The 13,612-nt window shown below is 56.4% G+C and carries 10 protein-coding genes; all 10 read right to left on the bottom strand.

From position 1 onward, the window contains the following. Positions 1–91: 91 nt before the first annotated feature. A complete protein-coding gene (gene kefC, locus USH94_RS09400) occupies positions 92–1,957 on the bottom strand; it encodes a glutathione-regulated potassium-efflux system protein KefC (protein ID WP_111964066.1) in 1,866 nt (621 codons plus the stop codon). Beyond that, positions 1,950–2,480, bottom strand: coding sequence for a glutathione-regulated potassium-efflux system oxidoreductase KefF (kefF, locus tag USH94_RS09395; RefSeq protein ID WP_047173708.1), 531 nt, complete (start codon positions 2,478–2,480; stop codon positions 1,950–1,952). The genes kefC and kefF overlap by 8 nt, the downstream gene beginning before the upstream one ends. Positions 2,481–2,583: 103 nt before the next feature. Further along, positions 2,584–2,817: a YgdI/YgdR family lipoprotein gene (locus USH94_RS09390; RefSeq protein WP_003856439.1), complete on the bottom strand. Its 234-nt coding sequence runs from the start codon at positions 2,815–2,817 to the stop codon at positions 2,584–2,586. 139 nt (positions 2,818–2,956) lie between these two features. Then, positions 2,957–6,181 (bottom strand): carbamoyl-phosphate synthase large subunit, encoded by a 3,225-nt coding sequence (carB, locus tag USH94_RS09385; RefSeq protein WP_111964067.1) that lies wholly within the window; start codon positions 6,179–6,181, stop codon positions 2,957–2,959. 18 nt (positions 6,182–6,199) lie between these two features. After that, positions 6,200–7,348 carry a glutamine-hydrolyzing carbamoyl-phosphate synthase small subunit gene (carA, locus tag USH94_RS09380; protein ID WP_010427050.1) on the bottom strand — a complete coding sequence of 383 codons (1,149 nt, stop codon included), beginning with the start codon at positions 7,346–7,348 and terminating at the stop codon, positions 6,200–6,202. Between the two features lie 454 nt (positions 7,349–7,802). Further along, positions 7,803–8,624: a 4-hydroxy-tetrahydrodipicolinate reductase gene (dapB, locus tag USH94_RS09375; protein ID WP_111964068.1), complete on the bottom strand. Its 822-nt coding sequence runs from the start codon at positions 8,622–8,624 to the stop codon at positions 7,803–7,805. A 205-nt stretch (positions 8,625–8,829) separates the two neighbouring features. Then, positions 8,830–9,780: a 4-hydroxy-3-methylbut-2-enyl diphosphate reductase gene (gene ispH, locus USH94_RS09370; RefSeq protein WP_111964069.1), complete on the bottom strand. Its 951-nt coding sequence runs from the start codon at positions 9,778–9,780 to the stop codon at positions 8,830–8,832. 1 nt (position 9,781) lies between these two features. Beyond that, on the bottom strand, positions 9,782–10,231 hold the full coding sequence (gene fkpB, locus USH94_RS09365) for an FKBP-type peptidyl-prolyl cis-trans isomerase (protein ID WP_003856450.1): 450 nt from the start codon (positions 10,229–10,231) through the stop codon (positions 9,782–9,784). A 52-nt stretch (positions 10,232–10,283) separates the two neighbouring features. Beyond that, the gene (gene lspA, locus USH94_RS09360) at positions 10,284–10,784 is read right to left on the bottom strand and encodes a signal peptidase II (protein WP_033144602.1); all 501 of its coding nucleotides are present in this window, start codon (positions 10,782–10,784) and stop codon (positions 10,284–10,286) included. Further along, complete coding sequence (gene ileS / locus USH94_RS09355) at positions 10,784–13,606, bottom strand: isoleucine--tRNA ligase (RefSeq protein WP_111964070.1); 2,823 nt, start codon at positions 13,604–13,606, stop codon at positions 10,784–10,786. The genes lspA and ileS overlap by 1 nt, the downstream gene beginning before the upstream one ends. Positions 13,607–13,612 lie beyond the last annotated feature (6 nt).

The following is a 13,612-nucleotide window of genomic DNA, read 5'->3' as shown; positions in this document are numbered from 1 at the left end:
ATTGCCGCCACTATACGGAAAGCTTAATCTTTCGTCGACTGGCGGCAGAGTAAAGATAAAGAAATTTTTTAATATTGCTGGCAACTCCACTTCACGCGGAAGGTTTACTCTCCGGTTCGTCAGACGGATCGCCGGTATGCTTGCCCTCTTCCGTGCCCTGCCAGCCGTGACGCTGGATCAGCGACAGGTGATTACGGTCCTCGTTAATGATTTGCGTCAGCATGGCGCTGGTGCGTTTAAACACCGCCGCGCGCTCGGTGGCCGTACTCCCGGCCATCGCCGCCATCTCTTCGACCATCTCGGTGTTAAAGCGGCGGAACAGGTCCGCACGCTCACGCGCTTCATACGCGCCGAGCCCCAGATTTTCCAGCGCCATACGGCCAGATTTCAGCGCGCCTTCAAAGGTTTCACGCTCAGGGGCTTCTACGCCCGCTTGCCTGAGACGGATATAATGATCCACATCGCGGGCACGGGAAATGATGGTCAGATCCGGGAAATGTTCTTTCGCCATTTCCACCATCTGCATGCTGGTCTCCGGATCGTCAATCGCGTTAATCAATACCTCCGCTTTGGCCGCACCGGCGGATTCCAATAGATCGACGCGGGTCGCATCGCCGTAAAATACCTTCATATCAAATTTACGCAGAGTATCGACATGGTCGGGGTCGTGATCGAGGATAACCATCTTCACCCCGCTGGACAGCAGCAGACGGCCAACGATCTGCCCGTAGCGGCCAAATCCGGCAATGATGACGCGCGGCTGTTCTTCGTCAATTTCATCGGCTTCGCGCTCCTGCTCGCTACCCGATTTTTCCAGACGCGTCAGCACCACCAGCAGAACGGGCGTTGCGGCCATCGACAGCGCGACTGCCAGCGTCAGCGCTTTCGCCCACTCGGGATCGAGCACGTTTGCCATCTGCGCGGCGCCAAAGACCACGAACGCAAATTCACTCCCCTGCCCCAGCAGCACTGCAAACCAGCTGCGCTGCTTATTTGGAACCTTCAGCGGACGCGCAATCAGCCACAGCATTACCATTTTAATGATCAGGAAGCCGACGAGCAGGATGACGATCCGCAGCGGGTGAGTCACAAGCGTGCCAAAGTCGACGGACATCCCCACGCCGATGAAAAACAGCCCCAGCAGCAACCCTTTGAACGGCTCGATATCGCTTTCCAGCGCGTGGCGGTATTCAGAGCTCGCCAGCAGGACGCCTGCGAGGAACGCCCCCATAGCCATCGACAGCCCGGCTTCTTCCAGCAGCAGACCAAAGCCAAACACCAGGAATAGCGCCACGGCGCTGAACACTTCGCGCAGGCCTGAACGGGCAACAAACCGCAGCAGCGGGCGGGTCACGTAACGGCCAAGCAGCACCACCAGCGCCAGCGCGCCCGCCACCTTCAGTGCCGACAGCGCGAAAGCGCCCAGCGTGGTAGAGGAACCGCTTGCTGCCAGCAGCGGGATCATCGCCACCAGCGGAATAGCGGCAATATCCTGGAACAGCAGCACCGAGAACGCGCTTCGTCCCATCTGGGATACCGTCAGATTTCGCTCGTTCATCGCCTGCATGGCAATAGCCGTTGAGGAGAGCGCCAGCGTCATGCCGATGAGCTCTGCCACTTTCCAGTCCATGCCCAGCAGGATGCAGAACCCACCCAGCAGCAGGCCGCAGGCCACCATCTGCAGTGCCCCTCCGCCAAATACCGAGGCGCGAAGCTTCCACAACCTCTGGGGATCGAGCTCCAGGCCAATCACAAACAGCATCAGCACAACGCCGATTTCAGCAAAATGGAGAATCGCCTCGGCATCCGTGACCAGTCGAAAGCCCCACGGCCCAATGACGCAGCCCGCAATCAGATAGCCGAGAACAGAGCCCAGCCCCAGGCGTACCGCCACGGGCACAATCAGCGCCGCCGCGCCGAGGTAAATCAGCGCCTGTATCAGCGTATGGCTATCCATGGTGCGTCTCCTGCCACTCAAGTAAGCGTTGTTTATAATGGCGAGCCTGCGCCTGCAGCGTTTCATCGTCGCAAACAAACGTGCAGTGCATCGCAAAAGGCGGGAGCCAGTTCAAACCGCAATAGAGCGCTGTCGCCTGCAGCGGCTGCGCCAGGACGTCAAAACCCGGGAAGGAACCGATATCAAAATGGCTTTCCCCACCGCCGGTGGTGACCGCCCACATCAGGCTTTTCCCTTTTAGCGCATGGCCGTTGTGTCCATACGCCCAGCCGTGGGAGAAGACTTTATCAATCCACAGTTTCAGCAGCGGGGGCGTGCTGTACCACTGCATGGGGTGCTGCCAGATAATCAGATCGGCACGGGAGAGCGCCTCCTGTTCGGCGGCGATATCGATATTAAAATCGGGATAGAGTTGATAGAGGGAACGTATCTCTACGTTATCAAGCGTCCTTACCTGCTCAAGCATCCGCTTATTCGCATGCGAGTGCTGCGGATAAGGATGGGCATAAATTATCAGAATCATTGATTAACCTGTTGTTACTACTTTCTTTTAACAAAAGAGTGTAGTCAGTAATTCAACAGGCTAATAGTGAATATTATTGACGGGCTTACGTCAGAATTCTGAATTAGTTATCCAGCTCGCCCATGGATTTCACCTGGTCACGGTTAATCTGCTCGGTTTGACCGGTTTCGGCATTTTTGTACGACACCAGACCGGTATCGTCATCCACCTGCGGTTTGCCGTCGGTGACAATGGTTTTGCCATCGGTGGTTTTTACGGCCTGATTAGACGAACAGCCCGCAACGGTAAACATTGCCGTAGCAGCCAGAACGGAAGCGATCAGTAATTTATTTTGCATGGTGTTTTCCCCTGCTCTCAGTTGAATTTCGTTATCGACCTAACCATTTTAGGCTAACTGACTGAAACCGTATGAAAAACCAGAAGGTTCTGAAGATGGGGAGAATGCCCGGCAACCGAACGGCACCGGGCATTTTTACTTACTTGCTAATCTGCGCGTGCATTTCCTGCACTGAAATCACCTTCTCGGTGGCATCCGCGTTCAGCGCCATAGCCGTTGCGAAACCGCCGTTCAGGGTGGTGTCGTAGTGCACCTTGTACTGCAGCGCGCTGCGGCGAATCAGCTTGGAGTCTTCAATCGCCTGGCGGCCTGCGGTGGTGTTGATGATGTAGGTGTATTCGCCATTCTTGATACGGTCCTGAATGTGCGGACGACCTTCATGCACCTTGTTCACCAGACGCGGGTTAATACCGGCTTCACCCAGCACAATCGCCGTACCGTGGGTTGCGTCCAGCTCGAAGCCCTGTTTCAGCAGCTTGGCGGCCAGGTCAACCACGCGCTCTTTGTCGCCTTCGCGAACGGAGAGCAGCGCACGGCCTGATTTTCTCATGGTGGAGCTACTGCCCAGCTGCGCCTTCGCGAACGCTTCGGCGAAGGTGCGGCCCACGCCCATCACTTCCCCGGTAGAGCGCATTTCTGGCCCTAACAGCGGGTCAACCCCCGGGAATTTGTTGAACGGCAGCACGACTTCTTTCACCGAGTAGTACGGTGGAATGATCTCTTTGGTCACACCCTGCTGCGCCAGCGTCTGGCCCGCCATCACGCGCGCCGCCACTTTCGCCAGCGGTACGCCGGTGGCTTTCGAGACGAACGGTACGGTACGTGCCGCACGCGGGTTGACTTCAATCAGGTAGACTTCGTTGTCTTTCACCGCGAACTGGACGTTCATCAGGCCGCGAACCTGTAGCTCGAAGGCCAGCTTCTGCACCTGCTGGCGCATCACGTCCTGAATCTCCTGGCTCAGGGTGTACGCTGGCAGAGAACAGGCGGAGTCGCCAGAGTGCACGCCCGCCTGCTCGATATGTTCCATGATGCCGCCAATCAGCACCATTTCGCCGTCGCAGATGGCGTCAACGTCTACTTCCACCGCGTCGTCGAGGAAGCGGTCGAGCAGCACTGGCGCATCGTTGGAAACGCTCACTGCGGTCTGGAAGTAGCGACGCAGGTCGGCTTCGTCATAAACGATTTCCATCGCGCGGCCGCCCAGCACGTAGGAAGGACGCACCACCAGCGGGTAGCCAATCTCTTTCGCCTTCTCAACGGCCTGTTCGATAGCGGTCACGGTGGCGTTCGCCGGCTGTTTCAGCTTCAGACGGTCAACCGCCTGCTGGAAACGCTCGCGGTCTTCCGCGCGGTCAATCGCATCCGGGCTGGTGCCGATAACCGGTACGCCCGCCGCTTCCAGCGCGCGCGCCAGCTTCAGTGGGGTCTGGCCGCCGTACTGCACGATAACGCCTTTTGGCTTCTCAATGCGCACGATTTCCAGCACGTCTTCCAGGGTAACCGGCTCGAAGTAGAGGCGGTCAGAGGTGTCGTAGTCGGTAGAAACCGTTTCAGGGTTACAGTTGACCATGATGGTCTCGTAACCGTCTTCGCGCAGCGCCAGCGAGGCGTGTACGCAGCAGTAGTCGAACTCGATGCCCTGGCCGATACGGTTTGGACCGCCGCCCAGCACCATAATCTTGTCGCGGTCGACTGACGGGTTCGCTTCGCACTCGTCTTCATAGGTGGAGTACATGTACGCGGTGTCGGTCGAGAATTCAGCCGCACAGGTGTCCACGCGCTTGTAGACCGGGTGCAGGTTGTACTGGTCGCGCAGCTTGCGGATTTCTGCTTCACGCACGCCCGCCAGCTTAGCCAGACGCGCGTCGGCGAAGCCTTTACGCTTCAGCACGCGCAGGAAGTCAGCGTCCAGGCCGGTGATGCCTAGCTCGGCAACCTGTTCTTCCAGACGGACCAGCTCTTCAATCTGCACCAGGAACCAGCGGTCGATGTTGGTCAGGTTGAACACGCCGTCCACGGACAGGCCCGCACGGAAGGCATCGGCGATGTACCAGATACGCTCTGCGCCCGCGTCTTTCAGCTCGCGGCGAATTTTAGTCAGCGCTTCCGGGTCATCCAGGCTCACTTTCGGGTCAAAGCCGGTCGCGCCCACTTCCAGGCCGCGCAGCGCTTTCTGCAGGGATTCCTGCTGGGTGCGGCCAATCGCCATCACTTCACCGACAGATTTCATCTGGGTGGTCAGACGGTCGTTCGCGCCCGCGAATTTCTCGAAGTTGAAGCGTGGAATTTTGGTCACAACGTAGTCGATGGACGGCTCGAAGGACGCAGGCGTGCGGCCACCGGTGATGTCGTTCATCAGCTCGTCGAGGGTGTAACCCACCGCCAGTTTCGCCGCCACTTTCGCAATCGGGAAGCCGGTCGCTTTAGAGGCCAGCGCGGAGGAACGGGACACGCGCGGGTTCATTTCGATAACAATCAGGCGGCCTGTTTTCGGGTTAACCGAGAACTGCACGTTAGAACCGCCGGTTTCCACGCCGATTTCACGCAGTACCGCCATTGAGGCGTTACGCATGATTTGATACTCTTTGTCGGTCAGGGTCTGGGCTGGCGCAACGGTGATGGAGTCACCGGTGTGGATACCCATCGCATCGAAGTTTTCGATGGAGCAGACGATGATGCAGTTGTCGTTTTTATCACGTACCACTTCCATCTCGTACTCTTTCCAGCCAATCAGCGACTCGTCAATCAGCAGCTCTTTGGTTGGGGAGAGATCAAGACCGCGTTCACAAATCTCTTCGAACTCTTCACGGTTGTAGGCGATACCGCCGCCGGTGCCGCCCATGGTGAACGATGGACGGATGATGCACGGATAACCCACTTCAGCGGCAACGGCCAGCGCTTCTTCCATGTTATGTGCGATACCGGAACGCGCGGTGTCGAGGCCGATTTTCTTCATTGCCACGTCGAAGCGGCGACGGTCTTCTGCTTTATCAATGGCGTCGGCGGTCGCACCGATCATGGTCACGCCGAACTCTTCCAGCACGCCCTGACGCTCCAGCTCCAGCGCACAGTTCAGCGCCGTCTGGCCGCCCATGGTTGGCAGCACCGCGTCCGGACGCTCTTTCTCGATGATTTTACGCACGACTTCCCAGTGAATCGGCTCGATGTAGGTTGCATCTGCCATCTCCGGGTCGGTCATGATGGTTGCCGGGTTGGAGTTCACCAGGATAACGCGGTAACCCTCTTCGCGCAGGGCTTTACACGCCTGAGCGCCGGAGTAGTCGAATTCGCAGGCCTGGCCGATCACGATCGGGCCAGCGCCAAGGATCAGGATGCTTTTTATGTCTGTACGTTTTGGCATTGTCTTCTCGGCTCCTGATTATTTAGCTGTCTTACGGTATTGCTCGATAAGTTCGATGAAGTGATCGAACAGCGGCGCGGCGTCGTGTGGGCCCGGGCTGGCTTCAGGGTGGCCCTGGAAGCTGAATGCTGGCTTATCGGTACGGTGGATACCCTGCAGGGTGCCATCGAACAGCGACTTATGGGTCACGCGCAGGTTAGCCGGCATTGAGGCTTCATCGACGGCAAAGCCGTGGTTCTGCGCGGTGATCATCACCGTGTTGTTATCGATGTCTTTCACCGGGTGGTTACCACCGTGGTGGCCGAACTTCATCTTAACGGTGTTCGCACCGCTAGCCAGCGCCAGCAGCTGATGGCCGAGGCAGATGCCGAATACCGGGATGTCGGTTTCCAGGAAGGACTTGATGGCGGCGATGGCGTAATCACACGGCGCCGGGTCGCCAGGACCGTTGGACAGGAAAATACCGTCCGGATTCATCTTCAGCACGTCTTCGGCAGACGTTTGTGCAGGAACCACCGTCAGGCGGCAGCCGCGGTCAACCAGCATGCGCAGGATGTTGCGCTTGGCGCCGAAATCGTAGGCCACCACGTGGAACGGCAGCTCGCTCTCTTTTTTCGCTTCCGGCAGGTCGCCTTCCAGCGTCCAGCTACCCTGAGTCCAGCTGTAGGCTTCAGCAGTAGTCACTTCTTTCGCCAGGTCCATGCCGTTCAGGCCAGGGAAGGCTTTCGCTTTTTCAAGCGCCAGCGTCGCATCGAGGTTATCACCCGCGATGATACAGCCGTTCTGTGCACCCTTCTCGCGCAGCAGACGCGTTAGCTTACGGGTATCGATATCGGCAATCGCCACGATGTTATGGCGCTTCAGGTAAGAAGAAAGATCTTCGGTATTGCGGAAGTTGCTGGCAATCAGCGGCAGGTCGCGGATGACCAGGCCTTGCGCATGTACCTGAGAGGATTCTTCGTCAGCCGCATTGGTGCCGACATTGCCGATATGAGGATAAGTAAGAGTAACGATTTGGCGAGAATAGGAAGGATCAGTGAGGATTTCTTGATAACCGGTCATTGAAGTATTGAAAACGACTTCCCCAACCGCCGAACCCGTTGCCCCTATGGCCCGACCGATAAACTGGGTTCCGTCTTCCAGAACCAATAGCGCTGACTTAATCAAAACACCCTCCAGAGAATATTCACTCACTTTATTTGCATATTAATTCATAACCATGTCATGAATCAATGCAAATGTGTTGCCAGCGGATTTTTGGCAAACGGCGGCATTCTGGAGATTTGGTGGGTAAAAGTCAACTTAAAACGGATATTTTGTTTAGTGTTTTGCAGACCTAGTGAGAGTAATGCGGCTTAAGCGACAAAAAGATCAGGTAAATCACCGCAGAAAACGCTTGCGCGCCTTGTTTAATAAAAAATGTCTTGTTGGAGCATGAAAAAGTGGACCGTATGGTCAAAATTTACATTTCAGTAACGTTAAAACGGTACAAGATATAGTTATTTGGAGACTTCATTAAAAATAATGAATGAAAAAGATAAAATAAAAGGGCAATAAAATATTGCCCTATGCAATCAAACAATTACGACTGCAATAACCACATCACGATGGGTAATAATGCTTACAAATTGTTGAGATCGAGCACATCTCGCATATCAAAAAGACCGCTTTTCTTGCTTTTAAGCCACAAAGCGGAACGTACGGCGCCGTTGGCGAACGTCATTCGGCTTGAGGCTTTATGCGTAATTTCGACACGTTCGCCAATATCGGCGAACAACGCCGTATGTTCGCCGACGATGTCACCCGCTCGCACGGTTGCGAAACCAATGGTGCCAGGTACGCGTTCGCCGGTGTAACCTTCGCGGGTATAGACCGCGCAGTCTTTTAAATCTTTATCAAGTGCATGAGCAATCGCTTCGCCCATCGCCAGCGCCGTGCCAGATGGCGCATCAACCTTGTAACGGTGGTGAGCTTCTACAATCTCGATATCGGTATAATTGCCCATCACCTTCGCGGCCTTCTCCAGCAGCTTCAGCATGACGTTAACGCCCACGCTGAAGTTTGCCGCGAAGACAATCGCAATCTCTTTTGATGCATCCTGGATAGCCTGCTTGCCCGCATCGTCAAAACCGGTGGTGCCGATCACCATCCCCTTGCCGTGCTGACGACAAAACGCCAGATGCGTGAGCGTCCCTTCCGGGCGGGTAAAATCGATGAATACATCGAAGTCCTCTTTTACCGCTTCCAGACTGCTTTGCACGGTAACGCCCGTGTGGCCAGCGCCCGCCAGCTCACCGGCATCGGTCCCCAGAAGCGAAGAACCTTCTCGCTCCAGTGCCGCGCCAAGCGCTACGCCATCCATCTGAAGTGCCGCCTGAATAAGCTGACGGCCCATACGTCCACCCGCGCCCGCAATGGCGACACGGATCTGTGCATCATGCATAGTTATTCTCTTACGTTAAAATGATGTAAACCGTTTTCAGATTAACCAGCCTTGAGAAGCACTGCCAACTGAAAACACCGATAATTAGAATTTAACGTGAAACCGACTTAAATATCAGTAAAAGACATGATTTTGTCGTCACGATAAAGTAACGGGTAAAAAAAAGGCCAGCACAGGAGGTGCTGGCCTTTCATCAGAAAAAGGACTATTCAACTTCGCGGGCGTCGATGCGCAGTTCTTTCGGGACTTCGAAAACGATGTTCTCTTCACGACCTTCCAGCGGCACCGCTTCGCCACCGCCCAGCTCCTGCAGACGGGAAATGACGTTCTGAACCAGAATATCTGGCGCAGACGCCCCGGCCGTCACGCCGACACAGGCCGCGTCTTTAACCCACGCTTCCTGAATATCCGACGCGTCATCAATCAGGAAAGCCATTTTCCCCATGCGTTGCGCCAGTTCGGCCAGACGGTTGGAGTTAGATGAGTTTTTGGAGCCGACCACGAGCACCACATCCGCCTTTTCAGCCAGCGCGCGCACCGCTTCCTGACGGTTAGTGGTTGCGTAGCAGATATCATCCTTACGCGGGCCGACGATTTTCGGGAAGCGCTGACGCAGGGCGTCAATCACGTCTGAGGTATCGTCTACGGAGAGCGTCGTCTGGGTCATAAACGACAGACGCGCTTCGTTTTTCACGTTCAGCGTAAGGACATCTTCAGGCGACTCAACCAGATACATCCCCCCTTCCGGGTTGCTGTACTGGCCCATGGTGCCTTCGACTTCCGGATGACCGGCATGGCCAATCAAAATCGACTCTTCACCACGACGGCTGGCGCGCGCCACTTCCATATGCACTTTTGTCACCAGCGGACAGGTAGCATCGAATACGGTCAGATCGCGGCTTTTTGCTTCGTTACGGACCGCCTGCGAGACACCGTGCGCGGAGAAGATCAGAATCGCACCGTCCGGTACTTCGCTGATCTGCTCAATAAAAATTGCGCCGCGCTCGCGCAGGCTGTCGACAACATAGCGGTTATGCACCACTTCGTGACGCACATAAATCGGCGCGCCGTAAATCTCCAGCGCGTTTTCAACAATGCTGATAGCGCGGTCTACACCGGCGCAGAAGCCGCGCGGGTTAGCCAACAGGATCTGCATTTCAGGCCTCCAGCGCAGGATCGATTTCCAGCACTTCAACATCAAAATGAACGGTACGCCCGGCAAGCGGATGGTTGAAGTCAACGGTAATAGAGTCGCCGTTGATTTCGCGGATCACGCCAGGCATTTCGCTGCCGTCCATAGCGGTAAAGAGCATAATCGCGCCGATTTCCGGTTCACCTGCGTCCATAAACTCGCGGCGCGAGAAATACTGGATCAGGTCCGGACTCGGCACGCCAAACGCGGCATCCGGCTCCAGCGAAAAGGCTTTTTTCTCACCCTCTTTCAGACCGAGAAGCTGCTGCTCAAGACCTTCTGACAGGGAGGTATCACCAAGACGAAACAGGGCCGGTTTGCCGTTGTTGCGGGTGGATTCGGCCGTAGAGCCGTCATCCAGCTTCAGCGTGAAGTGAACGAGAACCGCGCTGTTGCTCTGTACGGATTTAGACATGCAAATTGCTCGCTTGTTTTGCCCGGTGGCATTACACCACCGGGCGAGTGTGTTACGCCTGCTCTTTCGCAGCCGGTTTAGGCAAGAAGCCTTCCAGCACGATTAACGCCGCACCGATACAAATTGCCGTATCGGCCAGGTTAAAGGTCGCGAAATGCCAGTCGCCGACGTAAAAGTCAATCATATCGACCACAAAGCCGTGCCACAGGCGGTCAAACAGGTTGCCCAGCGCGCCGCCAATGATTAGCGCGTAGGCGATGTTATTCAGCTTTTGCGTGGCCTTCGAGCGGTACATCAGCACCGCCAGGATCACGCAGATACCCAGAGCGATACCTGCAAAGAACCAGCGCTGCCAGCCACCGCTGTCGGCAAGGAAACTAAACGCTGCGCCGTAGTTACGCGCATAGTGCAGGTTAAGCGACGGGAACAGCGGGACCGTCTCCCCCAGAGCAAAATTCTGGAGGATCAGGAATTTGCTGCCCAGATCGATAATCAGCACCACCACAACCAGCCACAGCCAGCGCAGTCCTGTTGAACAGAGAGTTTTACTCATCAGGCAAACTTACGTTTTTCGCCGTCACCGGCGACGTTGCTTACACAGCGTCCGCAGATGTCTGCGTGTTCCGCCACCTGACCGACATCGGTGGTGTAATGCCAGCAACGCGGGCATTTCTCACCGTCGGCTTTGCTCAGCGCGACTTTCAGTCCTTTGAGCAGTTCGCTCTGCTGAGCATCAGCAGAAGCTGAAGCCTCGGCATAATCCGCAACTTTCGCACCGGAGGTCAACAGGACAAATCGTAATTCATCGCCCAGCGCGATCAGCTTCGCCGCCAGCTCCGGTTCAGCGTACAGCGTGACTGCCGCTTCCAGAGAGCCACCGACTTTCTTGTCTGCACGCGCCTGCTCGATAACCTTGTTCACTTCGCCACGCACTTTCAGCAGCTCGTCCCAGAAGGCATCGTTCATCGCTTCGGTGCTGGAGAGATCGAACAGACCTTCGTACCACTCACCCGTGAAGACATACTTCTCACGGTCACCCGGCAGATAGCCCCAGATTTCATCCGCGGTGAAGGACATGATCGGCGCCATCCAGCGTACCAGCGCTTCTGCGATGTGGAACAGCGCGGTCTGGCAGCTACGACGCGCCACGCTGTCCGCTTTCGCGGTGTACTGGCGGTCTTTGATGATGTCGAGGTAGAACGAGCCCATCTCGATGGAGCAGAAGCGCATCAGGCGCTGCACCACTTCGTGGAAGTCGTAAGACTCATAGGCTTTCAGGATATCGTCCTGCGCCGCTTTCGCGCAGCCTACAGCCCAGCGGTCCAGCACCACCATCTCTTCCGGTTTCACCATGTCTTTTGCCGGATCGAACCCGTTCAGGTTCGCCAGCAGGAAGCGCGCGGTGTTACGGATACGGCGATAGCTGTCGGCAGCACGCTTCAGGATCTCGTCAGACACCGCCATTTCGCCGGTGTAGTCGGTCGAAGCCACCCACAGACGCAGGATGTCTGCGCCCAGCTTGTTCATCACATCCTGCGGAGAAACGGTGTTACCGATGGACTTGGACATCTTACGGCCCTGTCCATCCACGGTGAAGCCGTGAGTCAGTACCTGACGGTAAGGTGCTTTACCCTTCATGGCGGTGGAGATCATCAGAGATGACATGAACCAGCCGCGGTGTTGGTCCGACCCTTCCAGATACATATCGGCAGCGTGACCGGCGAATTCCGGACGCACGTCAACCACGGAGGAGTGGGTCGACCCGGAGTCGAACCACACGTCCAGGGTATCCGGCACTTTCTCGTAGTTATCTGCATCAGCGCCCAGGATGTCGCGGGCGTCGAGATCCCACCACGCCTGAATGCCGTCAACTTCGACGCGCTTCGCCACTTCTTCCATCAGTTCCAGGGTGTTCGGGTGCAGTTCCTGCGTCTCTTTGTGCACGAACAGAGACATCGGTACACCCCAGGTACGCTGACGGGAGATACACCAGTCAGGACGGTTAGCTACCATGGATTCGATACGCGCCTGGCCCCAGTCAGGGATCCACTGCACGCCTTTGATCTCTTTCAGAGACTGCTCGCGCAGGCCTTTCTGATCCATGCTGACGAACCACTGCGGGGTCGCACGGAAGATGATCGGGGTCTTGTGACGCCAGCAGCACGGATAGCTGTGCTGCATTTTCTCAACGTGCAGCAGCGCGCCGCTGGTGCGCAGCATGTCAACGATAATGTCGTTCGCTTTGAAGACGTTGATACCATCCAGCGCCGGGTAGGTGCCAGGCAGATAAGAACCGTCAGGGCCGACCGGGTTAGCGATTTCCAGACCGTACTTCAGGCTGATGTTGTAGTCGTCAGGACCGTGGCCACCGGCGGTATGCACCGCACCGGTACCCGCTTCCAGCGTCACGTGATCGCCCAGGATCGCCGGAACGTCGAAGTCCAGGAACGGGTGCTTGAAGCGCATCAGTTCCAGGGCGTCGCCTTTCACGGTGCTCAGCACGGTGTAGTCACTGATATGCGCGCGCTTCAGCACGCTCTCAACCAGATCTTTCGCCAGGATAACCGCCTGACCGTCAATCTGCACCAGTGCGTATTCGAACTCACCGGACAGGGAGATCGCACGGTTGGCAGGCAGAGTCCACGGGGTGGTGGTCCAGATCACCAGAGAGATCGGGCCGTTTACCGAGGAGACGCCAAATTTAGCCTTCACCGCATCCTGATCGACGGCATGGAACGCCACGTCGATAGATGGGGAAGTTTTGTCGTAATACTCCACTTCCGCTTCTGCCAGCGCAGAGCGGCAGTCCACGCACCAGTGCACCGGCTTAGCGCCTTTGTGCAGGTGACCGTTACCGATGATTTTGCCCAGCGCACGGATGATGTTGGCTTCAGTTTTGAAATCCATGGTCAGGTACGGGTGCGACCAGTCGCCCAGCACGCCCAGACGGATGAAGTCAGCGCGCTGACCGTCGACCTGCGTGGCTGCATATTCGCGGCATTTCGCACGGAACTCGGCGGCGGTGAACTTCTCACCCGGCTTGCCGAACTCTTGCTCCACTTTCAGCTCGATTGGCAGACCGTGGCAGTCCCAGCCTGGAACGTAAGGCGAGTCATAGCCCGTGAGCCCTTTGGACTTCACGATAATGTCTTTCAGAATCTTGTTAACCGAGTGACCAATATGAATGCTGCCATTCGCATATGGAGGGCCATCATGCAGAATGAAGGTTTTTTTGCCTTTTTTGGCTGCACGAATGATGCCGTACAGGTCATCATCGGTCCAACGCGCCAGCATTCCCGGTTCGCGCTTGGCGAGATCGCCGCGCATCGGGAACCCTGTTTCCGGCAAATTCAGGGTTGATTTATAGTCACTCATCAGATT

It is taken from the genome of Enterobacter sp. 148H3 (genome assembly GCF_034107425.1).
Classification (GTDB): Bacteria; Pseudomonadota; Gammaproteobacteria; order Enterobacterales; family Enterobacteriaceae; genus Enterobacter; species Enterobacter vonholyi.
Note: the sequence above shows the minus strand (reverse complement) of the source record. Positions and strands in the feature narration are given on the sequence as shown.